Origin of the sequence: Nonomuraea sp. B10E15, assembly GCF_039871615.1 — a bacterium.
GTDB lineage: Bacteria > Actinomycetota > Actinomycetes > Streptosporangiales > Streptosporangiaceae > Nonomuraea.
Window position 1 is genome coordinate 1 of record NZ_JBDPMB010000021.1, and the last position, 23,461, is coordinate 23,461.

Genomic DNA, 23,461 nt, shown 5'->3' on the forward strand with positions numbered 1-23,461 from the left:
GATCAAACTCTCCAAAAAAGGTCTGAACCCAACTAACAAAAAGGAATCCATCAACCGACAAACGTCGATCAACGGGGTTGTGCATCATGCACTGGCTTTTAACACACTGTTGAGTTCTCAAGAAACGGACGCGTGCTTCCTCGCCTTGATTCTCTCGAATCGAAACTCGGAGGCGTCTTTTTGCTTGCTTCACTTTATCAGGCGGCCTATTTCTCCGTCAAACCCGGAGGTTTGAAGAAAATCGGCCAACCTTCTTAGGATGGTGCACTCCGCTTCCGCGGAGACCCCCGCAACTTACCGTGCCATCCGAGGCGTGTCGAAACAACCGGTTTTTCGGCGATCGCGACGCACCCGCAGACGGCTCGGGCTTGAGCACGCCGAAGCGACTCCGCCGATTGGCTCGTCTCTATCAAGGGGCTTGCCCTGGGGCCCGTCCACCTGACCGGCGTCCGGCTCACACCCGGGGCGAACTGAAAGACTAGGTCGTGATCCGCAACACGTCAAATCGTCCCGCCCGACCGGCGTGGCGGCCGGTCACGATTCGGGCGTCACGCGGGCGATGGCCTCCACGCAGCGGGCCAGCAGGGCCCGCAACGCCGCGCGCTCCTCGGCGCTGAACTCGCCCGCGATCGCGCGTTCGATCAGCACCGCCCGCTCGTCCGCCGCCTCCAGCGCCGCGAGCCCGGCGGGCGTGAGCCGGGTCTCCAGGACGTTGCGGTGCCAGGGGTGCGGCGACCGTTCGACCAGTCCGCGTTCCTCCAGGTTCTTGAGCACCACGGTCATGGCCTGCGGAGTGACGAGACACGCTCTCGCCAGCGCCGCGCCCGAGATGCCGGGGTTGTCGGACAAGGCGAACAGCGCGGCGTACTGCGGGACGGTCAGCCCGGCCGGCCGAACGGCCGCCTGTTTCGCGGCGATCAGAGCCTGCTCGGCGCGCTTGATGTCCAGTCCGAGCCGTTCGTCAGCAGGCATGCCCATAGCGGGGAGCGTACAACCACATACGATCATTCCAGTCTTGATATACATCAAAGCTTTGATATTGTGCCCACGTCCGATGCCCTGAGAAGCGAGGAGAACGCGGATGATTCCCGCGAGCCACCTGGACCTGCTCAGCCGACCGCTGTTCGCCCACCTGGCGACACTCGGCCCCGACGGAGCCGTCAACGTCAACCCGGTATGGACGGTCTGGGACGGTGAGGTCCTGCGCTTCACCACCACGACGGACCGCAGGAAGTGCAGAAACGTCATGGAGAACCCGCAGGTGGCGGTCTCCGTCAACGACCCCGACGCGCCGTACCGTTATCTGGAGATCCGTGGGGTGGTCGAGCGGGTGGAGCCCGACCCGTCGGGCGACTTCTTCGACACTCTGGCCGAGCGCTACGGCCTGGAGTACGAGCGGCCGGTCGCCGATGCCGAGCGGCGGGTCGTGATCGTGATGAGGCCGACGCACACCACCCGGCAGTGAGGCGCTCAGGGGAGGATCGTGATCGTCTCGGCGAGGGCCCGCACCTGCCGCGGCGACTCGTACAGCTCCGCCGCCATGCCCGCCTCGCGCGCCGCGACGACGTTCACCAGGTTGTCGTCGAAGAACAGGATGTCCCGCGGCGTCGCCCCGATCCGCTCCGCACAGATCTCGTACGCCCGACGCTCCGGCTTGGCCGCCCCGATCCGGCACGAGAACGTCAGCGAGGCGAACCGTCCCAGCCAGTCACCATGACGCGATTCCCAGAAGGGCACCAGGTCCTCGATGATGTTCGACAGCAGGCCCAGCCGGTGCCCCTGGTCCGCGAGTTCGTGCACGACCTCCACCATCGACTCGTCCACGTCGCTCCAGCTGGCCAGGTCGGCTCCGATGAGCGCGGGCACGTCCGGGAAGCGGGTCCCCAGCCGGTCCGCCACCGCGTCCCAGTACGCGACACCGCTCTGGCCCTCGTCATAGAGCGGCCGGCAGGCCCAGTACGCCTCCCAGAACCGCTCCTCCGGTACACCCGCCAGCTCGACGAGCCGCCGCCGGCTCTCCGGACTCTGGGTCCGGGCAATCACGCCATAAAGGTCGAACACCATCACATTGGCCATACGCCCGACCCTACGGCGCGTATCCTGCCCCGGTGACCACTGCCGCCACGCTTGCTCCCCCTGCTCGTCCCGCCGCGCGTGTCCGCACGTCAGCGCCCTGGTGGATGGCGTCCCTCGCCGGAATCGCGGCGTTGTCCGGCACGGGCTCCGCCACCCTGAACGGCGACGAGCTGGCCACCGTCAGCGCCGCCTCCCGGTCGTTGTCCGGCCTGTGGGAGCTGGGCCAGCACATCGACGGCCATTTCCTGCCCTACTACCTGTTCATGCACTTCTGGGTGAAGGCGGGCACGGCGGAGCTGTGGCTGCGGTTCCCGTCGGCAGTGGCGATCGCCGTGGCGGCCTGGTTCCTGGCGGACCTGGGCCGGCGCCTGCACAGCGTCCGGGCCGGCGTGGCCGGTGCGGCCGTTTTCGCGATCCTGCCGACGGTCTCCTACTACGGGGCCTTCGCCAGGTCGTACGCCTTCGCCGCCGCCGCGGTGGTGCTCTCGTTCTGGGCGCTGCACCGGGCGCTCCGGCGGCCGGCCGCCCGGCGGTGGGTGCTCTACGGCGTGGCGGTCGCGCTCGTGTGCTCCACGCACCTGTTCGCGGTGCTGGTGCTGCCCGCTCAGCTGTGCCTGGCCCGCCGCGACGTGCCGGCGCGGATGGCCGCGGCGCTGGCCGCCGGGTGTGTTCCCGCCGTGGTGCTGGGGCTCATCGGGTACGGCGAGCGGCACGCCATCAGCTGGATCCCGCAGCGGGGGCCGGAGGTATGGCTGAAGTTCCCGAAGATGGCGGCGGGGACGACCGGGCTCGGCGTGATGTTGTTCGTGCTGGCCGTGGCCGGGGCGGTGCTGCTGTGGGCGGCGGCGCGCAGGCGGGTCCCGGGCGTGGCCGCAGGCCCGTGGGCGTTCGCGCTGGCGGGGTGGCTCGTGCTGCCGCCCGTGCTGCTGCTCGCGGTGTCCCACCTGGTGACGCCGGTCTACGTCGACCGCTACCTGTTCGTGACCGCTCCCGCACTGGCGCTGCTGGCCGGGATGGCCGTGGCCGCTCTCCCCCGGTTCCACGTGGTGGCCGCCGTGGCGGTCGTGCTCCTCGGGTGCGTGCTGTCGGTCCAGCAGCATGTGGACGTACGCGAAGAGAACGGGCGCTTCGAGAACATCCCGTGGGCGCTGCGCGTGATCAAGGCCGAGCCCGACGACGCCATCGTGTACGGGCAGAGCCAGTTGCGCGCGGGCTTCGACTACTACGCCGACTCCTTGATGCCGGTCGACGTGCTCAGGACGGGCGACGCCCCCGATCCCGGCGGGTTCGGCCATCCGGAGCGCTCCGATGTCTCGGCGGCCCTGGAGCGGCACGACCGGGTGTGGGTCGTCTGGCGCGGGACGAAGAAGTCAGGGCTGGAGGGCGACGGCATCGACCGGGTCGGGGAGGTGCGGGAGGCGGGCTTCGAGCTCGGCCTCGCCAAGCACTCCGGCGATCTGCCCGGGCTTACGGTGACGCTCTTCACCCGCCCGTGAACGCCGTACAAGGAGAAGGCGGGCCTGCCCGAACGGGAAGGGCCCGCCTCGCGCCCGGTCAGCCGACCTCGACGCCGCCGATCGACTTCTTGCCGCGACGCAGGACCAGGTAGCGCCCCGCCAGCAGGTCATCGGAGGTCGGCACGTAGGACTCGTCGGTGATCTTCACGTTGTTGAGGTACGCCCCGCCCTCCTTGACCGCCCGCCTGGCCGCCGACTTCGACTCCACCAGGCCGCTGTCGGACAGCAGGTCGACGAACGCCGCTCCGAGCGAGCCGACCTTGGCCTTCGGCACCTCGGCGAGCGCGGCCCCGAGCGTGGCGGCGGGCAGCTCCTCCAGCGTGCCCTGGCCGAACAGCGCCTTGGAGGCGGCCACGACCGCGTCGAGTTCGTGCTTGCCGTGGAGGAGCTCCGTGAGGTCCTCGGCCAGGGCGCGCTGGGCCTGGCGGGCGAAGGGGCGCTCGGCGACGGCCTTCTCCAGTTCCTCGATCTCCTCGCGGCTCTTGAAGGTGAACACCTTGAGGTAGTGGACGACGTCACGGTCGTCGGAGTTGAGGAAGTACTGGTAGAAGGCGTAGGGCGAGGTCATCTCGGGGTCGAGCCAGAGGGCGCCGCCCGCCGTCTTGCCGAACTTCGTGCCGTCGGCCTTGGTGATGAGCGGCAGGGTGAGCGCGTGCACGTGGGCGCCCTCGATGCGGCGGACCAGGTCGGCGCCGGCGGTGATGTTGCCCCACTGGTCGCTGCCGCCGATCTGCAGCGTGCAACCGTAGCGGCGGAACAGTTCCAGGTAGTCGTTGGACTGCAGGATCTGGTAGCTGAACTCGGTGTAGCTCAGGCCCTCACCCGACAGCCGCGCGGACACGGCCTCCCTGGCCAGCATGCGGTTGACCGGGAAGTGCTTGCCGATGTCGCGCAGGAAGTCGATCGCGGTCAGCTCGCCGGTCCAGTCGAGGTTGCTCACCATGAGCGCCGCGTTCGGCTGCGCGTCGAAGTCGAGGAACCGGCCGACCTGGCCGCGCAGACGTTCCACCCATTCGGCGACGATGTCGCTGGAATTGAGCGCGCGCTCGGTGTTGCGCCCGCTGGGGTCGCCGATGAGGCCGGTCGCGCCGCCGACCAGGCCGATCGGGCGGTGCCCCGCGAGCTGGAAGCGGCGCAACGTCAGCAGCGGCACGAAGTGGCCGACGTGCAGCGAAGGAGCGGTGGGGTCAAAACCGGAATAGACCGTGATCGGTCCCTTGGCCATGGACGCGCGCAGGGCGTCGAGGTCGGTGGACTGCGCGATCAGGCCTCGCCACGCGAGGTCATCGAGAATGTCGGTCACGGTGCCGGCTTTCCAGTAGACGGGTTGAGGTTGATTCGATACAAGCGTGCCTGATCGCTCGGGCAGGCCGCCACTTGGATACGCTTCGTGTCCATGTGGAGGGTCCGTCGCGAGCTGGCCGTTTTGAAGATCTTAGGGGCTCTGGCATGCGCCGGACTCGCCCTTTACTGGTGGGCGGGAGCCGACGTGGGCGGCGTGATCCTGGCCGTTCCCGCGGCCGTGCTGATCGGCGCGATGGGCCTGCGTGACCTGCTCGTTCCCGTACGGCTGGCGGCCGACGAGAGCGGGATCACCGTGGTGCACGGGTTCGCGGGCAGGCGGCACGTGCCGTGGGAGGCGATCAGCGACATCAAGGTCGACGTCCGCAGGCGGTGGGGTGTGCGCAGCGAGATGCTGGAGATCGACACCGGCGACTTCCTGCACATCTTCAGCCCTCACGAGCTGGGCGCCTCGCCCACGGAGGTGGCCGCGGCGTTGCGGCGCCGGGGCACGTGAGCGCGGTACGGCGAGACGGCCGGGTCGCCGTCGATCCAGAACCGCCACGGCGTCTCCTTGGCCGTCGAGACGCCCGTGCGAGGGCCCGACCTGATCGCGGACGGGTCCGCGGGGCGGCCCTCCAGCATGACCACCGCGCCGTGCGGGACACCGGTGAGCCGGTGATCCCGCGTTAACAGCGTCTCCGTCTCGCCGGGCGCGCCCGGCCAGATCGCGTCGATCCCGTTGTGCTCGCGGAGCAGGCCGAGGGCGACCGCCAGCCTGGCCGGCCCGCGGGCGAGATCACGATCGGCGACCCGCCGGCCGCCGCCACCGGAGGCCGCGCTGCCCGAACGGCGGGCGCGGGCGACGTCCGCGCCCGCCACCACCTCGCCCGCCCGCAGCAGCACGGCCGAGCCCGAGCCCTCCGGCAGGCACACGAGGTTCGCGCAGAAGTGCATGCCGTAGGTGAAGTACACGTAGACGTGGCCGGGCGGGCCGAACATCACGGCGTTGCGCGGTGTTCTGCCGCGATAGGTGTGGGCCGCCGGATCCTCTCCCGGGCCGCCGTACGCCTCGACCTCGGTCAGGCGCACGGCGACGGGACCGTGCACGAGGACGCGCCCGAGCAGGTCGGGCGCCACCTCGGGCGACGGCCGGTCGAAGAAGCTCCGCGGCAGCGGGGCGGAGCTCAGCTGCCCGCCGCCCATGCCGCCTGCGCGTCGACGGACTCGCGCAGGGCGACGAGCTGGTCGCGTACGCGGTCGGGTGCGGTGCCGCCGTGTGCCTTGCGCGCGGCCAGCGCGCCGGGCACGCTGAGCACGTCGCGGACGTCCGGAGTCAGGTGCGGCGACACCTTGACCAGCTCGTCGTCGGTCAGCTCGCCGAGGTCCTTGTCGTTGACCTGGCACCACACCACGAGATGGCCGACCGCCTCGTGCGCCTCGCGGAAGGCCACCCCGCGGCGCACGAGCAGCTCGGCCAGGTCGGTGGCCAGCGCGAAACCGTCGGGGGCCGAAGCCTCCATGCGGGCGGTGTTGACGCGCATCGTCGCCACCAGGCCGGCCATCGCGGGCAGGACCAGCAGCAGCGTGTCGACCGCGTCGAACACCGGCTCCTTGTCCTCCTGCAGGTCACGGTTGTAGGTCAGCGGCAGGCCCTTGAGGGTGGTCAGCAGCGCCGTCAGGTCGCCGATGAGCCGCCCCGACTTGCCGCGGGCCAGCTCGGCCACGTCGGGGTTCTTCTTCTGCGGCATGATCGACGAGCCGGTGGAGTAGGCGTCGTCCATCTCGATCCAGCGGAACTCCTGCGAGGCCCACAGGACGATCTCCTCGCCGAGCCGCGACAGGTGAATGCCGATCATGGCCGCGTCGAACAGGAACTCCGCCGCGAAGTCGCGGTCGGCGACGGCGTCCATCGAGTTGGGCGCGGCGGAGGAGAAGCCCAGCTCCTCGGCCACGGCCTGCGGGTCGAGCGGCAACGACGAGCCCGCCAGCGCGCCGGCCCCGAGCGGGGAGACCGCGGCGCGTTTGTCCCAGTCGGCGATGCGGTCGATGTCGCGCGCGAAGGCGTGCACGTGGGCCAGGAGCTGGTGGCCGAACGAGACCGGCTGCGCGTGCTGCAGGTGCGTCATGCCGGGCGCGGCCGTGTCGGCGTGCTGCTCGGCCTGCGCCATCAGCGCCGTCTCCAGCTCGACCAGGCGGGAGACGATCGTGCGGGCGTGATCGCGAAGGTAGAGGCGCAGGTCGGTGGCGATCTGATCGTTGCGCGAGCGCCCGGCGCGCAGCTTGCCGCCGAGCGAGCCGAGCCGCTCGAGCAGGCCGCGCTCCAGCGCGGTGTGCACGTCCTCGTCGGCGACCGTCGGCCGGAACTCGCCCGCCTTGCAGGCGCGCTCCAGGTCGTCGAGCGCGCCGATCATGCGCTCGAGCTCCTCCTCGCTGAGCAGCCCCGCCCTGTGCAACACACGGGCGTGCGCCCTGGACGCCGCCAGGTCGTACGGGACGAGCCGCCAGTCGAAGTGCACGCTCACCGACAGCCGGGTCAGCGCGTCGGACGGACCTCCTTCGAAGCGTCCGCCCCACAGCCGCATCGGCTTGCCATCACTCACCGTCATCTCCTCCGTGCCGTGTTCAATGATCGCGCCCGCTTCGTGGTCGTCGGCATCGTGTCTCGCGCTCCCCCGAGCTCCTGCGCTCCGGCCGCGACCTTAGTGCAACTCAACGCCTTTTCGCGTCGCGCGCGGCCGCGATCTTAGCCGGGAGGGAGAAGAGCTGGACGAAGCCCTTGGCCAGCGACTGGTCGAACGAGTCGCCGGTGTCGTAGGTGGCGAGCGAGAAATCGTACAGGGAGTCGTCGGAGCGGCGGCCGGTGACGGTGGCGTTGCCGCCGTGCAGGGTCATCCTGATCTCCCCGTTGACGTGCTTCTGGACGTCGGCGATGAGGGCGTCGAGCGCGTTCTTGAGCGGCGAGAACCACAGGCCGTCGTAGACGAGCTCGCTCCACCTCTGGTCGACGCCCCGCTTGAAGCGGGCCAGGTCCCGCTCGACGGTGACGCTCTCCAGCTCCTTGTGGGCGGCGATGAGCGCGATCGCGCCGGGCGCTTCGTACACCTCGCGCGACTTGATGCCGACCAGCCGGTCCTCGACCATGTCGATGCGGCCGACGCCCTGCGCGCCGGCACGCTTGTTGAGCTCGTCGACCACCTGGAAGGGCGTGAGCGCCCGGCCGTCGACCTTGACCGGGACACCCTGCTCGAACGTGACGACGACCTCGTCGGCCGGGCGCGGCTGCCTGGGGTCGGCGGTGTAGGAGTAGACCTCCTCGGTCGGGCCGTTCCAGATGTCCTCGAGGAAGCCGGTCTCGACGGCGCGGCCCCAGAGGTTCTGGTCGATGGAGAACGGGTTCTTCTTCGACGTCTCGATGGGCAGGCCCTTGGCCTCGGCGTACTCGATGGCCTTGTCGCGGGTCCAGGCGAAGTCTCTCGCGGGTGCGATGATCTCGAGGTCGGGGGCCAGCGCGGCCAGGCCGGCCTCGAAGCGGACCTGGTCGTTGCCCTTGCCGGTGCAACCGTGGGAGACGATGGTGCCGCAGAAGCGCTTGGCCGCCGACACCAGGTGCTTGACGATGAGCGGTCGCGACAGCGACGACACCAGCGGGTAGCGGTCCATGTAGAGGGCGTTGGCCTGGAGCGCGGGCACGCAGAAGTCGGCGGCGAACTCCTCCTTCGCGTCGACGACGACCGACTCGACCGCGCCGCAGTCCATGGCCCGCTTCTGGATGAGCTCCATGTCCTCGCCGCCCTGGCCGAGGTCCACGGCGACGCAGACGACCTCGGCGTTCATCTTCTCGGCGAGGTAGGGGATGGCGACCGAGGTGTCGAGACCGCCGGAATATGCGAGAACCACTCTGTCGGGCATTGTGCTTCGTCTCCAGTGCTGAATGTCAGGATGTCCCGTACGGCGGAGCCCACTCACGCGGAGTGGGCTAACTACGTCGGTCGGCCACCTTCAGCAGCGCGTCGGCGACCGCCTCGCCGCCCATCGGGTCGCGGCTGATGACGAGGATCGTGTCGTCGCCCGCCACGGTCCCGAGAATGGACTCCCAGTCGGCGTGGTCGATGGCGGAGGCCAGGAACTGGGCCGCGCCCGGGGGAGTGCGCACGATGACCAGGTTGGCCGAGGCCTCGGCCGCGACCAGCAGCTCCTCCGCGATGCGGTGCAGCCGCGCCGCCGGGGTCTCGCCGGTGCCGAGCCTGGCCAGCGGGATGCGGCCGCCGCCCTCGCCGGGCAGCGCGTACACCAGCGAGCCGTCCTCGGCGCGCAGCTTGAGCGCGCCGAGCTCGTCGAGGTCGCGCGAGAGCGTGGCCTGGGTGACCTCGACGCCGCTCTCGGCGAGCAGCTTGGCCAGCTCGGGCTGGGAGCGCACGGCCTGCCGCTGCAGCAGGTCGGTGATCTTCGCCTGCCGCGCCGCCTTGGTCATCGGGATGATCACGCGCCCTCCGGCACCCTGGTCGGGTCGGCGTGCGTGGCCAGCCAGTGCAGCAGCGCCTTCTGGGCGTGCAGGCGGTTCTCCGCCTGGTCCCACACGACGCTCTGCGGGCCTTCGAGGACCTCCTCGGTGATCTCGTTGCCGCGGTAGGCGGGCAGGCAGTGCAGCACGATCGCGTCGTCCGCGGCGTGGCGGAGCAGCTCGGCGTTCACCTGGTACGGCATGAGCGCGGCGACCCGCTCCTCCTTCCCCTCCTGCCCCATGGACACCCACGTGTCGGTGGCGACCACGTGCGCGCCGTGGACGGCGGCCTCCGGATCGGTCAGCGCGACGACGGAGCCGCCGGTCTTGGCCGCGATGGCGGCGGCCTGATCGAGGATGACCGGGTCGGGCTGGTAGCCGGCCGGGGCGGCGATCCGTACGTGCAGTCCGGCCGTGGCGCCGCCGAGCAGGTAGGAGTGGGCCATGTTGTTGGCGCCGTCGCCCAGGTAGGTCAGCGTGCACCCGGCCGTGCGGCCCAGCCGCTCGTGGACGGTCTGCAGGTCGGCGAGGATCTGGCAGGGGTGGAACTCGTCGGTGAGCGCGTTGACCACCGGCACCCGGGAGTGGGCGGCCATCTCGTCGATGAGCTCCTGCCCGGAGGTGCGCCAGACGATGGCGGCGACCTGCCGGTCCAGCACCCTGGCCAGGTCGGCGGTGGGCTCGCCGCGGCCCATCAGCACCGAGACGTTGTCGACGACCAGCGGCAGGCCGCCGAGCTCGCCGATGCCGGTGTGGAAGGAGATGCGGGTCCTGGCGGACGGCTTGTCGAACAGCACCGCGACGGTGCGCGGCCCCTCGAACGGCCGGTAGCCGAACCGGTCCTTCTTCATCGCGGCGGCGAGCTCCAGCACCTCCGCCTGCTCGCCGGGCGACAGGTCGTCGTCTCTGAGGAAGTGACGGATGGTCATGCAGCCGCCTCCGTGAGGATCCGCGGGAACGACGCCACCAGGGCGTCCACCTCGTCCGCCGTCACGACGAGCGGCGGCGCCAGGCGCACCGCGTCCGGCTGGAGCGCGTTGACCAGGAAGCCGGCCGCCGCGGCGGCCTCCTGCACCTGGGCCGAGCGCGGCTCGCGCAGCACCGTGGCCAGCCACAGGCCGCGGCCGCGCACGCCCTCCAGCAGCGGATGGTCGATGGCCTCCAGCCCTTCGCGCAGCCGTGCGGCCACCGACCTGACGTGGCCGAGGTCGAGGTTGTCGAGGACGGCCAGCGCCGCGGCGCAGGAGACCGGGTTGCCGCCGAACGTCGAGCCGTGGTCGCCCTTCTCGAACAACCTGCCCACGTCGCCGAAGCCTACGCAGGCGCCGATCGGCAGGCCGCCGCCCAGGCCCTTGGCCAGGGTCAGGATGTCGGGGGTGACGCCGTCGGCCTGGTGGGCGAACCAGTGGCCGGTGCGGCCGATGGCGGACTGGATCTCGTCGGCGACCAGCAGCGCGCCGGTCGAGTCGCAGATCTCGCGGGCCGCCTCGAGGTAACCGCCGGGCGGCGGCACCACGCCCGCCTCGCCCTGGGTGGGCTCCAGGAAGAGCGCGATGCAGTCGCCGGTCATGGTCTCCTTGAGCGCGTCGGCGTCGCCGTACGGGACGAAACGCACCTCCACCGGGAACGGGCCGAACTGGTCGCGGATCGCCTTCTTGCCGGTCAGGGAGAGCGCGCCGATCGTGCGGCCGTGGAAACCGTTCTCGGCGGCGACGAAGTAGGAGCGGCCCTCGCGCCGGCCGTGTTTGAGCGCGAGCTTGTAGGCGGCCTCGTTCGCCTCGGTGCCGGAGTTGGCGAAGAAGACCCTGGCCGGGGCGTCGAGCATGCCGAGGAGTTTCTCGGCGAGCAGGACCTCGGGCTCGTGCAGGAACAGGTTGCTGGTGTGGGCGAGCGTGGCGACCTGCCGGGAGACGGCCTCGACCAGGGCGGGATGGGCGTGGCCGAGCGAGCTGACCGCGATGCCGCCGATGAAGTCGAGATATTCCCTGCCGTCGACGTCCCATACGCGGGTGCCCTCGCCTCGGGCCAATGCCACAGGGGGGACCCCGTAGTTGCCCATGAAGGCTTTCTCGAACCGTTGGAACAGGTTCATCAGGGCATCACCATCGTTCCGATCCCTTCGTTGGTGAAGATCTCCAGCAGCATCGAGTGGGGGACGCGGCCGTCGAGCACATGGGCCCGGGGCACGCCCCCCTGCACGGCCGTCAGGCAGGCCTCCATCTTGGGTACCATGCCGCTGGACAGCGTGGGCATCATGGTCGCGAGCTCGTCGGCGCTCAGCTCGTCGATCACGTCGGTGTCGTCGGGCCAGTTGGCGTACAGGCCCTCCACGTCGGTGAGCACGATCAGTTTGCGGGCCTGCAGGGCCACGGCGAGCGCGGCGGCCGCGGTGTCGGCGTTGACGTTGTAGATCTCTCCGTCGTCTCCCCGCGCCACGCTGGAGACGATCGGGATGCGGCCGTCGTCGAGCAGGGCGGCGACCGCGCCGGGCTCGACCTTGATGATCTCGCCGACCTGGCCGATGTCGACCGGCTGGCCGTCGACGACCGCGTGTTTGCGCACTGCGGTGAACAGGTGGGCGTCCTCGCCGGACATGCCGACGGCGAACGGGCCGTGCCGGTTGACCAGGCCCACGATGTCGCGGTTGACCTGGCCGACCAGCACCATCCTGACGACCTGCATGGCCTCGGGCGTGGTGACCCGCAGCCCGGCGGTGAACGTGGACTCGATGCCCAGCCGGTCGAGCGCGCTGCTGATCTGCGGGCCGCCGCCGTGCACGACGACCGGGCGCAGGCCGGCGTGGCGCAGGAAGACGACGTCCTCGGCGAAGCCGGACTTGAGCGCCTCGTCGGTCATCGCGTTGCCGCCGTACTTGATGACGACGGTCGCGCCGTGGAAGCGGGTCAGCCACGGCAGGGCCTCGATCAGCGCCCCGGCCTTGGTGTGCGCGGTGGTCAGCCTCATGAGGAGTACGCCGAGTTCTCGTGGACGTAGGCGGCCGTCAGGTCGGTGGTGTGGACGGTCGCGGTGTGCGGGCCGGCCGACAGGTCGATGGTGATCGTCACGTCCCTGGCACTCATGTCCACCTTGTCGCGGTCGTCGCCCACCGCGCCGCCCCGGCAGATCCAGATGCCGTTGATGGCGACGTTGAGGCGGTCGGGCTCGAACTCGGCGTCGGTGGTGCCGACGGCGGCCAGCACGCGGCCCCAGTTGGGGTCCTCGCCGTGGATGGCGCACTTGAGCAGGCTGGACCGGGCGACCGCGCGGCCCACTTTCACGGCGTCGTCCTCGTCCGCCGCGCCGACCACCTCGATGGCGATGGCCTTGGAGGCTCCCTCGGCGTCGACGAGCAGCTGCCTGGCCAGGTCGGCGCAGACCTCGGTGACCTTCTGCTCGAACTCGTCGAGGTCGGGCCTGACCCCGGACGCGCCGCTGGACAGCAGGAGCACGGTGTCGTTGGTCGACATGCAGCCGTCGGTGTCGAGCCGGTCGAACGTGACGGCCGTGGCCCTGCGCAGCACGGTGTCGAGCTCGTCGCCGGTCAGGTCGGCGTCGGTGGTGATCACGCAGAGCATGGTGGCCAGGGCGGGGGCGAGCATGCCGGCTCCTTTGGCCATCCCGCCGACCATGTATCCCCGGGCCCCCGAGGACCCCCCGGACTGCAGGGAAGAGGCTTCCTCCCCCGCAGCGGCTTCGCCGCCGCGCTTGAACGAGATCTTGGAGACGGTGTCGGTGGTGCGGATGGCGTCGGCCGCGGCCAGGCCGCCGTCGCGGGCGAGCTGGGCGGCGGCGGTCTCGACGCCCGCCAGCAACTCGTCCATCGGCAGCCGCTCGCCGATGAGGCCGGTCGAGCAGACCGCGACCTCACCCGCGGAGTCCTCCAGGAGCGCGGCCACCTTCTCGGCGGTGGCGTGCGTGTCCTGGAAGCCCTCTGGGCCGGTGCAGGCGTTGGCCCCGCCGGAGTTGAGGACGACCGCGCGCAGCCGCCCGCCCGCCAGGACCTGCTGCGACCAGAGCACGGGGGCGGCCTTGACGCGGTTGGCGGTGAAGACGCCCGCGGCGGCGCGGCTGGGGCCGTCGTTGACGACGAGAGCGAGATCGCGGGCGCCGCCGGGCTTGATCCCTGCGGCGACTCCCGCGGCCCTGAAACCCAGGGGTGCCGTGACGCTCATGACACCGCCTTCCACGGGGACGGGAGCGATGAGCTCCCGTGCTCGTCGGTTGATGCGCTGCGCTTGCTCAAGGTGCAACTCCTGTCAGGGGAAGGCCGAGCTCTTCCGGCAGGCCGAGGGCGATGTTGACGCTCTGGACGGCGCCCCCGGCCGTGCCCTTGGTGAGGTTGTCGATGGCGATGACGGCGACCAGGCGGCCCGCGCGCTCGTCGAGCGTCACCTGCAGGGCCGCGGTGTTGGCGCCGTAGGTCATGGCGGTGGCCGGCCAGACGCCCTCCGGCAGCAGCCTGACGAACGGCTCGCTCTTGAGCGCGACCTCGTACGCCGTGCGCAGCGACTCTTTGGTGACGCCTGGCGCGGCCGGGGCGGAGCAGGTGGCGAGGATGCCGCGGCTCATGGGGGCCAGCGTCGGGGTGAACGAGACACGCACGGGAGCGCCGGCGACCGCCGACAGCCCCTGCTCCATCTCGGGCGTGTGCCGGTGGACGCCGCCCACGGCGTAAGCGCCGGCCGAGCCCATGACCTCGCTGCCGAGCAGGTGGGGCTTGGGCGACCTGCCCGCCCCGCTGGTGCCGGAGGCGGCGACGACGACCACGTCGGGCCCGGCCAGCCCGGCGGCGAGCGCGGGCGACAGGGCGAGCAGGACGGAGGTCGGGTAGCACCCGGGGACGGCGATCCTGGTCGCCTGCCTGAGCACCTCGCGCTGTCCCGGCAGCTCGGGCAGGCCGTAGGGCCAGGTGCCGGCGTGCTCGCCGCCGTAGAACTCCTGCCAGGCGGCGGGGTCGGCGAGCCGGTGGTCGGCGCCGCAGTCGACGACCAGCGTCTCCTCGCCGAGCGCGGCGGCGACGGCGGCGGAGTGGCCGTGCGGCAGCGCGAGGAAGACCACGTCGTGCCCGGCGAGCGTGCCGGCGGTGGTGTCGTCGAGGACGCGGTCGGCCAGCTGGGGCAGGTGTGGCTGGTGGGCGCCGAGACGGCTGCCCGCGCTCGAGGCCGCGGTGAGCGCCCCGATTTCGAACTCCGGATGGCCCAGCAGGAGGCGGAGCAGCTCACCGCCCGCGTAACCGCTGGCTCCCGCGATCGCCGCTCTCATCCTGCCGCCTCCTGCATATTCATGCATCCTAGCTCATGACCTTGCTGGTGAAAATGATGCACTGGTGAGGATGAATATGCAAGCCGCGATGAGCCCGGGCGACCACATCGTGAGACCCGGCGGTCTCCGGGCACGGCGTCCAGCGCTACCGCCCCGCAGCGGTCATGACGTGGCCGGACGCGTGGACGCCGGGGAGGACGGCCGGAGCGCGCCGCCCGGCTTTCCCGCGGGCGGGCCCGGCGGCGGGGGCATGGGACGGCCCGGGCGGGGCGGACCCGGCACGTGGCTGCCGGCATGAGGGGCGCCGGGCGGCTCGTTGCATGCCTTCACCTATGACCCGGCGACCGCGATGTTAATCCTGGGTGTCGCAGATTCCCAGCAGGGGACGTACCGGGCGGGCCCGTTCCGGGGCCCGCCGGGTCCGTGTCAGCGGAGGAAGGCGGCCGCCACGCCCGCGTCCACCGGGACGTGCAGTCCCGTGGTGTGGGTCAGGTCGCCGCCGGTGAGCGCGAAGACCGCGGCGGCCACGTGCTCGGGCAGGACCTCCCGCTTGAGCAGGGTGCGCTGGGCGTAGAACTCGCCCAGCTTCTCCTCCTCCACCCCGTAGACGGCCGCGCGGTTGGCGCCCCAGCCGGAGGCGAAGATGCCGGAGCCGCGCACCACGCCGTCGGGGTTGACGCCGTTGACGCGGATGCCGTGCCCGCCCAGCTCGGCGGCCAGCAGCCGCACCTGGTGCGCCTGGTCGGCCTTGGCGGCGCCGTAGGCGACGTTGTTCGGGCCGGCGAAGACGGCGTTCTTGGAGGAGATGTAGACGATGTCGCCGCCCATGGCCTGGTCGATCATGACCCTGGCGGTCTCGCGGGAGACCAGGAACGAGCCGCGCGCCATGACGTCGTGCTGCAGGTCCCAGTCGGCCAGGGTGGTCTCCAGCAGCGCGCGCGACAACGACAGGCCGGCGTTGTTGACCACCAGGTCCACGCCGCCGAAGGCAAGCACGCCCGCGCGGACGGCCGCCACGACCTGCTCCTCCGAGGTGACGTCGACCGCGACCGCCACCGCCACGTCCGCCTCGCGGTACGCGCCCGCGCCCAGCTCGGCGGCCACCTTCTCGGCGGCGGCCACGTCGCGGTCGGCGACGATCACGCACGCGCCCTCGGCGGCGAGCCTGCGCGCGGTGGCCGCGCCGATGCCCGAGCCGCCGCCGGTGACCAGCGCGACGCGCGTGGCCAGCGGCTTGGGCCTGGGCATGCGGCGGAGTTTGGCCTCCTCCAGCTCCCAGTACTCGATGCGGAACTTCTCCGACTCGGGGATGGGCGCGTACGTGGAGACGGACTCCGCGCCGCGCATGACGTTGATGGCGTTGACGTAGAACTCGCCGGCCACGCGGGCGGTCTGCTTGTCCTTGCCGAACGAGAACATGCCGACGCCCGGCACGAGCACGATCGCCGGGTCGGCGCCGCGCATGGAGGGCGAGGCGGGGGTGGCGTGCCGCTCGTAGTAGGCGGTGTAGTCGGCGCGGTAGGCGGCGTGCACCTCGCGCAGCCGCTCGGCCGCCTGCTCCAGCGGCGCGTCCGGGGGCAGGTCGAGCACGAGCGGCGCGACCTTCGTACGCAGGAAGTGGTCGGGGCAGGACGTGCCCAGCGCGGCCAGCCTCGGATGCTCGGCCCGGGAGACGAAGTCGAGCACCTCGGGCGTGTCGGTGTAGTGGCCGACGACGCGCATGTCGGTCGAGGCCAGGCCGCGGATCAGCGGGAACAGCGCGGCGGCGCGGGCGTGCCTCTCCTCCTCCCGCAGCGTCCGGTGGATCACCGCGCCGAACGGGTCCGCGCGGCCGTGCTCGGCGAGGTACGCCTCGGCGGTCCTGATGATCTCCAGCGAGCGGGCCTCGCACTCCTCGGACGTCGAGCCCCACGCGGTGATGCCGTGTCCGCCGAGGACGCACCCGATGGCCCGCGGGTTCGCCTCCTTGACGGCGGCGATGTCCAGGCCCAGCCGGAAGCCCGGCCGCCGCCACGGCACCCACACGACCCGGTCGCCGAACACGCGCCGGGTCAGCTCCTCGCCGTCGGCGGCGGTGGCCAGCGCGATGCCCGCGTCGGGGTGGAGGTGGTCGACGTGCGCGGCCTCCACGAGCCCGTGCATGGCGGTGTCGATCGACGGCGCGGCCCCGCCCTTGCCGTGCAGGCAGTAGCCGAAGGCCGCCACCATCTCGTCCTCGCGCTCCACGCCCGGGTAGACGTCCTTGAGGGCGCGCAGCCGGTCGAGGCGGAGCACGGCCAGGCCGGGCTCCTTGAGCGTGCCCAGATCGCCGCCGGAGCCCTTGACCCAGAGCAGATCGACGTCCTCGCCGGTGACCGGGTCGGGCGCGGCGCCCTTGGCCGAGGTGTTGCCGCCCGCGAAGTTGGTGTTGCGGGGGTCGGCGCCCAGGCGGTGGGAGCGTCCGAGCAGTTCGTTCACGACGTCCATGGTGGTTCAGGCCCCCCAGCCGGCCTGCTCGCCGCCGACGCGCTCGGCGGCGATCTTCTCGAAGTATCCGGACTTGGCGTACGCGCTCATCGGGTCGGGCGCGAGTCCCATCTCCTCGCGCAGCTCGGCCAGCAGCGGGCGCACGTCGGTGTTGTAGGCGTCCATGAAGACGGCGTTGGCGCCCAGCACGTCGCCCTCGGCCTGGGCGGCCGACAGCGCCTCGCGGTCGACCAGCAGCGCCTTGGCGGTGGCCTCCTGGACGTTCATGACCGAGCGGATCTGGCCGGGGATCTTGGGCTCGATGTTGTGGCACTGGTCCAGCATGAACGCCACCCTGCGGAGGGCTGCGCCCCCCGCATCCTCCCCTGCCGGCTCGGTGCTTCGCTCGTCCCTTCCGTCGTCCAGGGCTCCGCCCCGGACGACCTCGTACATGATCCGGAAGAGCTGGAACGGGTCCGCCGCGCCCACCATGAGGTCGTCGTCGGCGTAGAAGCGGGAGTTGAAGTCGAAGCCGCCGAGCTTCCCCTCGCGCAGCAGGAACGCCACGATGAACTCGATGTTGGTGCCCGGCGCGTGGTGCCCGGTGTCGACCACCACCTGCGCCTTGGGGCCGAGCTTGGCGCAGTGCGCGTACGCGGTGCCCCAGTCGGGCACGTCGGTGGCGTAGAAGGCGGGCTCGAACAGTTTGTACTCCAGCAGGAAACGCTGGCCCTCGCCGAGCCGCTCGTAGACCTCGGCCAGCGCCGCGGCCAGGCGGTCCTGGCGGGCCCTGATGTCGTCCTGGCCCGGGTAGTTGATGCCGTCGGAGAACCACAGCTTGAGGGTGTCGGAGCCGGTGGCGTCCATGATGTCGACGCACTCGAGCAGGTGGTCGGTCGCCTTCCGGCGCACCCTGGCGGAGGGGTGGGTGACGCTGCCGAGCATGTAGTCGTCGTCCTGGAAGACGTTGGAGTTGATCGCCCCGATGCCGACGCCCGCCTCGCGGGCGTGCCGGGCCAGGTCGGCGTAGTCGTCCACCTTGTCCCACGGGATGTGCAGCGCGACCGTGGGGGCGATGCCGGTGTGCGCGTGCACCTGGGCGGCGTCGGCGAGCTTCTCGTACGGGTCGCGCGGCACCCCCTTCTGGGCGAACACCTTGAACCGGGTGCCGCTGTTGCCGTAGGCCCAGGAGGGCGTCTCGATGTGCTGCGCCCGCAGCACGGCCTTGATGTCAGTCATGACTCCCCGATCAATCCAGGTGGAAGACTTCGGTCAGCGGTCTCATGCCCTCGTCGGGCCGGCCGTCGAGGTTCTCGAAGAACGGCGCCATCTCCGCCTGCCAGCGGGCGTTGACCTCGGTCTCGGCCATGGCCTTCTGGGCGGCCTCGAAGTCCTCGGTCTCCAGGTAGCCCACGAGCAGGCCGTCGTCCCTGAGGAAGAGCGAGTAGTTGTGCCAGCCGGTGCGCGACAGCGCCTCTCGCATCTCCGGCCAGACCTCGCGGTGGCGTTCGCGGTATTCCGCCAGCCGCTCCGGGCGGACTTTCAGCAGGAAGCAGACGCGTTGCACCGGCACTCTCCTCAAAACGTTTTAATGCTTCGCCAGGAAACTATGATTCCAGCTGCCCGCTGTCAATGCGCATCAGGGTCCTCCGCGGCCCCGGCGCAGGTTGGGGGCGCCGGGACCGTCAGGTCAGCCGCTGATCACGCGGACGTCGCCCGCGGCCACGGTGACGGATTCGCCCGAGGCCGTGGTCACGACGGCGTCCCCGGCCGTGTGATTGATCGCGAACAGGTGGGAGCGGCCGTCGGGGTGGGACCGCCGCACGACCTCGACCCCCGGCGGGCTCGTCGCGGGCGGCCTCGCCTCGGCCTCGGCGCAGACCGTGGCGATCACCTCGGCCAGCGCGTCGTCGTCGAGCCTGGTGGTCAGGTAGTGGGCCGCGCCGTCGCCCCACACGTTGCGGGTCCAGGCGGGCTCTCCGGTGGCGTAGGTGTCGAGGACCTTCGCGCTGGTCGCGTGCGCGACCTCGCTCCACACGCTCCCCGACCCGCCTGAGGCCAGCCGGATCGGGCCGTCCAGCGGGAAGAACTCCTCCACGGTGACGCCCAGCAGGTCGCGCCACGCCCCGGGATAGCCGCCGAGACGCACCCGGTCGTGCTCGTCGACGATCCCGCTGTACGGGCCGACGAGCGTCACGCCGCCCGCCCGTACGAACCTTTCCAGGTTGGCCGCCCCCGAGTCGCTCACCAGGTAGAGCGCCGGCACCAGGACCAGGCGGTAGCCGGTCAGGTCGCCTTCGGGGTGCGCCAGGTCGCAGGTGATGCCGGCCCGCCACAGCGCGGCGTGCCAGCGCTTGGCCTCCTCCACCGGGTCGAGCTCGGAGGAGGGCTGGGCGGGGTGGTCCTGCGCCCACACGCTGGAGTGGTCGACGAGGATGGCGACGTCGGCGTTGACCCTGCTGCCCGCCACCTCGGCGAGCCCGGCCAGCTCGGCCCCGAGCGCGCTCACCTCGCGCCAGACCTTGGTGCCGACGCCGGCGTGCGGGAGCATCGCCGAGTGCCACTTCTCTGCGCCGGCCCGCGCGGCCCGCCACTGGAAGAACATGATCGCGTCGGCGCCCCTGGCCAGATGGGCCAGCGAGTTGCGGCGCAGCTCGCCGGGCGCCTTGGCGCGGTTGCGCGGCTGCCAGTTGACCGCGCTGGTCGAGTGCTCCATCAGCAGCCACGGGCGGCCGCCGTTGAGCGAGCGCGCGTAGTCGGCGGCGAAGGCCAGGTCGATGTGCGGCTCCGCGCGGGCGCCGATCAGGTAGTGGTCGGTGGAGACCACGTCGAGCTCGGCGGCGAAGGCCCAGCAGTCCATGTCCCAGTGGGCGCCCGCCATGAGGTTGGTGGTCGCGGGCACCCCGGGGGTGAGCTCGCGCAGCAGGTCCCGCTCGGCGATGTAGAGCTCGACGAGCGCGTCGGAGCTGAACCTGCGGAAGTCGAGCTGCTGGCCGGGGTTGGTGAAGCTGGGGGTGTCACGCGGCGGCAGGATCTGCGCCCACTCGCCGTAGTGCTGTGACCAGAACGCGGTGCCCCAGGCGTCGTTGAGCGCCTCCAGGGAGGCGTAGTGGGAGCGCAGCCAGGCCCGGAACGCGGCGGCCGAGGTGTCGCAGTAGCAGTGGGCGTTGTGGCAGCCGTACTCGTTGTGCACGTGCCACAGGGCCAGGGCCGGGTGGTCGCGGTAGCGGGTGGCCACCTGCTCCGTGACGCGCAGCGCCTTCTCGCGGTAGATCGGCGAGCTGGGGCAGAAGCCCTGCCTGCTGCCGTGGTGCAGCCGCCGGCCGGCGGAGTCGAGCGGCAGCGCCTCGGGGTAGGCGTCGCCGAACCAGGGTGGCGGGGAGGCGGTCGGCGTGGCCAGGTTGGCCGCGATCCCGTTGGCGGCCAGCAGGTCCATGACGCGGTCGAACCAGCCGAAGTCGAACACGCCCTCGGCGGGCTCCAGCAGCGACCACGAGAAGACGCCCACGCTGACCCGGTTGACGCCGGCCTCGCGCATCAGCGCGACGTCCTGCTCCCACGTCTCCTCGGGCCACTGCTCGGGATTCCAGTCGCCGCCGTAGGCGATGACGTCCGGCATGAAGCCTGCCTTTCGAGATACTGTTAGCGCTCACAGCTGGTGACGCCAGGGTTCACGGAGGGATTAAAACGTTCTGCGCCGTATGGCACAAGCCCCGGTCCCCCGTCCCGCCACCTTGGGGCCCATCCGGCCTGCCGTGCCGCGCCCGCAGCGCGGCACGGACGGTGCGCGGCGACGCCGCCGGCCCCGGCGAGGGCTCCCGGAGCACGGAGCTCAACCGCAGTAGAACGTTTTACTTCCCGCGCGGGAGGCTAGAGTCCGTCGCACGGCGGTGTCAACGCGGACCGGCGTCACGACCGGTGCCGCGACTGGCGCGCGCATCTTTAGTACGTTTTAATGAGGGCTCATGGCCATGGTCAGCATCAAGGACGTCGCCGCGCACGCCGGCGTCTCGCCCGGCACGGTCTCCAACGTACTGAACCGGCCAGGGAAAGTCGCGCCCGCCACCAGGGAGCGGGTGGAGGCGGCCATCAACGAGCTGGGGTTCGTGCGCCACGGCTCGGCGTCGACGCTGCGCGCCGGGCACAGCAGGACGATCGGCCTGAGCGTGATCGACATCGGCAACCCCTTCTTCACCGAGGTCGCCGCCGGCGTCGAGGACGTCGCCAGCGAGCTGGGCTACGCCGTGATCCTCGGCAACTCGGCCGGCTCGCAGGACAAGGAGGACCGGAACCTGCGGGTGCTGGCCGAGCATCGCGTACGCGGGGTGCTGATCACCCCGTCGGGTGAGGACCCCGCGCGGCTCGAACGGCTGCGCGAGCACGGCATCAGCGTCGTGCTCGTCGACCATCCCGCGCACCGGCCCGACCAGTGCGCGGTGGCCGTGGACGACGTCGGCGGCGGCCGGGCCGCGGTCGCCCACCTGCTGGCCAAGGGGGCCCGCAGCGTCGCCTACGTGACCGGCCCGCTGACCATCCGGCAGTGCGTGGAGCGGCGGGAGGGCGCGCGAGCCGCGATGCGGGCAGCCGGCCTCGACCCCGCGGACCTGCGGGTGACCGAGGCGATGACGATGACCGCCCGCGCGGGCGAGAAGGCCGCCGCCGACCTGGTCGCGAGCGGCCTGCCCGAGGCCGTCTTCTGCGCCAACGACCTGCTGGCCCTCGGCGTGCTGCGGGCGCTGCTGCGGGCGGGGGTGCGGGTGCCCGAGGACGTCGCGCTCATGGGCTACGACGACATCGACTTCGCCGCCGCCTCCACCGTGTCGCTCAGCTCGATGCGCCAGCCCACCTACCAGCTCGGCCGCATCGCCACCGAGCTGCTGCTCGACGAGTGCGACAACCCCGAGACGCACGCGCACCAGCACATCATGTTCCAGCCCGAGCTCGTCGCCAGGGAGTCCACGCAGTGAGTCACCGTTTCGCCGCCGTAGACCTGGGCGCCTCCAGCGGCCGGGTGATGCTGGCCGACCTGTCCGGCGGGCTGCGGCTCACCGAGGCGCACCGGTTTCCCAACGGCCCGGTGCGCGTGGCGGACCGCCTCCACTGGGACATCCTCGGCCTCTACCGGGAGATCCTGGCGGGGCTGCGCGCCGCCGGGCCCGTCTCCTCCGTCGGCGTCGACTCGTGGGCGGTCGACTACGGGCTGCTCGACGAGTCGGGCGGGCTGATCGGCAACCCGGTGCACTATCGCGACGACCGTACCCGAGGCGTGCCCGAGCGGGTGGCCGCCCTGGTCGGGGCCGACGCGCTGTACGACGTGTCGGGCCTGCAGGTGCTGCCGTTCAACACCGTCTACCAGCTGCTGGCCGACCGGCTCGACGGCGCCGCCACGATGGTGCTGATCCCCGACCTGATCGGCTACTGGCTCACCGGCGAGCTGGGCGCGGAGGTCACCAACGCCTCGACGACGGGGCTGCTCGACGTGCGCACCAGGTCGTGGGCGCGGCCCCTGATCGAGCGGCTCGGGCTGCCGGCCGGCCTCTTCCCGCCGCTGCGCCTGCCCGGCGAGCCGATCGGCGGGTTGCGCCGCGACGTGGCCGCCGAGATCGGCTGGTCCGCACCCGTCATGGCGGTGGGCTCGCACGACACCGCCTCGGCGGTGGCCGCGGTGCCCGCGTCGGGCCCGGCCTTCGCCTACATCTCGTGCGGCACGTGGTCCCTGGCCGGCGTCGAGCTGCCCGGCCCCGTGCTGACCCCGGAGAGCCGGGCCGCGAACTTCACCAACGAGGCCGGCATCGACGGCACCGTCCGCTATCTGCGCAACGTCATGGGCCTGTGGCTGCTCCAGGAGTGCATGCGCGCCTGGCCCGGCTCCGACCTGGGCGACCTGCTGACCGCCGCGGCGGCCGAGCGGCCGTTCGCCGCCGTGGTCAACCCCGACGAGCCGGTGTTCCTGCCGCCGGGCGACATGCCGGCCAGGATCGCGGCCGAGTGCCGACGCACGGGCCAGCGTCCGCCCGGCTCACCCGCCGCCTACACGCGCTGCGTGCTGGAGAGCCTGGCGCTCGGGCACCGGCGGGCCGTGCGCCAGGCGATGGAGCTGTCCGGGCGCGACGTCGAGGTCGTCCACCTGGTGGGCGGCGGGTCGTACAACGAGCTGCTGTGCCGGCTCACCGCCGACGCCTGCGGGCTGCCGGTGGTGGCGGGCCCGGCGGAGGCGACCACGCTCGGCAACGTGCTGGTGCAGGCGCGCGCGGCCGGGCTCGTCTCCGATCTGGAGGAGATGCGCTCGCTGGTCGCCGCCTCCCAGCCGCTGCGCCGCTACGAGCCGTCCGGCGACGACCGGCTCTGGGACGAGGCCGCCGCCCGCGTGTTCTGA

Annotated in this window: 22 protein-coding genes; 6 read left to right on the forward strand and 16 right to left on the reverse strand. The window is 71.6% G+C overall.

The features are described 5' to 3' along the window. Positions 1–235 (forward strand): hypothetical protein (locus ABGB14_RS38700; protein ID WP_347648831.1); only part of this gene is annotated, 235 nt, incomplete at its 5' end. Between the two features lie 299 nt (positions 236–534). On the opposite strand, the gene ABGB14_RS38705 is transcribed toward ABGB14_RS38700, so the two are convergent. Then, a complete protein-coding gene (locus tag ABGB14_RS38705; protein ID WP_347648832.1) occupies positions 535–978 on the reverse strand; it encodes a MarR family transcriptional regulator in 444 nt (147 codons plus the stop codon). A gap of 103 nt (positions 979–1,081) precedes the next feature. Here ABGB14_RS38705 and ABGB14_RS38710 point away from each other — a divergent pair, with 103 nt between their 5' ends. Continuing rightward, positions 1,082–1,465: a PPOX class F420-dependent oxidoreductase gene (locus tag ABGB14_RS38710; RefSeq protein ID WP_347648833.1), complete on the forward strand. Its 384-nt coding sequence runs from the start codon at positions 1,082–1,084 to the stop codon at positions 1,463–1,465. Between the two features lie 5 nt (positions 1,466–1,470). Here ABGB14_RS38710 and ABGB14_RS38715 read toward each other — a convergent pair whose 3' ends face one another. After that, positions 1,471–2,076, reverse strand: a complete 606-nt coding sequence (locus tag ABGB14_RS38715) for an HAD family phosphatase (protein ID WP_347648834.1) — start codon at positions 2,074–2,076, stop codon at positions 1,471–1,473. A gap of 32 nt (positions 2,077–2,108) precedes the next feature. Between ABGB14_RS38715 and ABGB14_RS38720 the strand changes: the two genes are divergently transcribed. Continuing rightward, positions 2,109–3,572 (forward strand): glycosyltransferase family 39 protein, encoded by a 1,464-nt coding sequence (locus tag ABGB14_RS38720; RefSeq protein WP_347648835.1) that lies wholly within the window; start codon positions 2,109–2,111, stop codon positions 3,570–3,572. Between the two features lie 58 nt (positions 3,573–3,630). Here the strand turns inward: ABGB14_RS38720 and tyrS are convergent, their stop codons facing one another. After that, positions 3,631–4,896, reverse strand: coding sequence for a tyrosine--tRNA ligase (gene tyrS / locus ABGB14_RS38725; RefSeq protein WP_347648836.1), 1,266 nt, complete (start codon positions 4,894–4,896; stop codon positions 3,631–3,633). A gap of 93 nt (positions 4,897–4,989) precedes the next feature. Here tyrS and ABGB14_RS38730 point away from each other — a divergent pair, with 93 nt between their 5' ends. Next, positions 4,990–5,391 (forward strand): PH domain-containing protein, encoded by a 402-nt coding sequence (locus tag ABGB14_RS38730; protein WP_347648837.1) that lies wholly within the window; start codon positions 4,990–4,992, stop codon positions 5,389–5,391. Here ABGB14_RS38730 and ABGB14_RS38735 read toward each other — a convergent pair. The 13 genes from ABGB14_RS38735 to ABGB14_RS38795 all read right to left on the reverse strand — a co-directional run bounded on the left by ABGB14_RS38735 (position 5,331) and on the right by ABGB14_RS38795 (position 20,704). Continuing rightward, complete coding sequence (locus ABGB14_RS38735; RefSeq protein ID WP_347648838.1) at positions 5,331–6,080, reverse strand: DNA-3-methyladenine glycosylase; 750 nt, start codon at positions 6,078–6,080, stop codon at positions 5,331–5,333. The genes ABGB14_RS38730 and ABGB14_RS38735 overlap by 61 nt on opposite strands. After that, complete coding sequence (gene argH / locus ABGB14_RS38740) at positions 6,062–7,483, reverse strand: argininosuccinate lyase (RefSeq protein ID WP_347648839.1); 1,422 nt, start codon at positions 7,481–7,483, stop codon at positions 6,062–6,064. The genes ABGB14_RS38735 and argH overlap by 19 nt, the downstream gene beginning before the upstream one ends. Before the next feature lie 103 nt (positions 7,484–7,586). Beyond that, complete coding sequence (locus ABGB14_RS38745; RefSeq protein WP_347648840.1) at positions 7,587–8,786, reverse strand: argininosuccinate synthase; 1,200 nt, start codon at positions 8,784–8,786, stop codon at positions 7,587–7,589. Positions 8,787–8,853: 67 nt separating this feature from the next. After that, complete coding sequence (locus tag ABGB14_RS38750; RefSeq protein WP_347648980.1) at positions 8,854–9,348, reverse strand: arginine repressor; 495 nt, start codon at positions 9,346–9,348, stop codon at positions 8,854–8,856. Positions 9,349–9,356: 8 nt separating this feature from the next. Then, positions 9,357–10,307 (reverse strand): ornithine carbamoyltransferase, encoded by a 951-nt coding sequence (gene argF / locus ABGB14_RS38755; protein ID WP_347648841.1) that lies wholly within the window; start codon positions 10,305–10,307, stop codon positions 9,357–9,359. Then, entirely contained in the window at positions 10,304–11,470 is a 1,167-nt protein-coding gene (locus ABGB14_RS38760; RefSeq protein ID WP_347648842.1) for an acetylornithine transaminase, read from the reverse strand. The genes argF and ABGB14_RS38760 overlap by 4 nt, the downstream gene beginning before the upstream one ends. Then, entirely contained in the window at positions 11,470–12,342 is an 873-nt protein-coding gene (argB, locus tag ABGB14_RS38765; RefSeq protein WP_347648843.1) for an acetylglutamate kinase, read from the reverse strand. Before argB ends, ABGB14_RS38760 begins: the two co-directional genes overlap by 1 nt. Beyond that, a complete protein-coding gene (gene argJ, locus ABGB14_RS38770; protein WP_347648844.1) occupies positions 12,339–13,550 on the reverse strand; it encodes a bifunctional glutamate N-acetyltransferase/amino-acid acetyltransferase ArgJ in 1,212 nt (403 codons plus the stop codon). The genes argB and argJ overlap by 4 nt, the downstream gene beginning before the upstream one ends. A gap of 67 nt (positions 13,551–13,617) precedes the next feature. After that, on the reverse strand, positions 13,618–14,640 hold the full coding sequence (argC, locus tag ABGB14_RS38775) for an N-acetyl-gamma-glutamyl-phosphate reductase (protein WP_347648845.1): 1,023 nt from the start codon (positions 14,638–14,640) through the stop codon (positions 13,618–13,620). A 426-nt stretch (positions 14,641–15,066) separates the two neighbouring features. Further along, on the reverse strand, positions 15,067–17,106 hold the full coding sequence (locus ABGB14_RS38780; protein WP_347648846.1) for a bifunctional aldolase/short-chain dehydrogenase: 2,040 nt from the start codon (positions 17,104–17,106) through the stop codon (positions 15,067–15,069). 6 nt (positions 17,107–17,112) lie between these two features. After that, positions 17,113–18,324, reverse strand: a complete 1,212-nt coding sequence (gene rhaI / locus ABGB14_RS38785) for an L-rhamnose isomerase (RefSeq protein WP_347648847.1) — start codon at positions 18,322–18,324, stop codon at positions 17,113–17,115. A 10-nt stretch (positions 18,325–18,334) separates the two neighbouring features. After that, the gene (locus tag ABGB14_RS38790; protein WP_347648848.1) at positions 18,335–18,652 is read right to left on the reverse strand and encodes an L-rhamnose mutarotase; all 318 of its coding nucleotides are present in this window, start codon (positions 18,650–18,652) and stop codon (positions 18,335–18,337) included. Positions 18,653–18,775: 123 nt separating this feature from the next. Next, positions 18,776–20,704 carry a beta-galactosidase gene (locus tag ABGB14_RS38795; RefSeq protein WP_347648849.1) on the reverse strand — a complete coding sequence of 643 codons (1,929 nt, stop codon included), beginning with the start codon at positions 20,702–20,704 and terminating at the stop codon, positions 18,776–18,778. A gap of 346 nt (positions 20,705–21,050) precedes the next feature. On the opposite strand from ABGB14_RS38795, the gene ABGB14_RS38800 reads away from it, so the two are divergent. Further along, the gene (locus tag ABGB14_RS38800) at positions 21,051–22,052 is read left to right on the forward strand and encodes a substrate-binding domain-containing protein (RefSeq protein WP_347648850.1); all 1,002 of its coding nucleotides are present in this window, start codon (positions 21,051–21,053) and stop codon (positions 22,050–22,052) included. 47 nt (positions 22,053–22,099) lie between these two features. Next, positions 22,100–23,461, forward strand: a complete 1,362-nt coding sequence (locus ABGB14_RS38805) for a rhamnulokinase family protein (protein ID WP_347648981.1) — start codon at positions 22,100–22,102, stop codon at positions 23,459–23,461.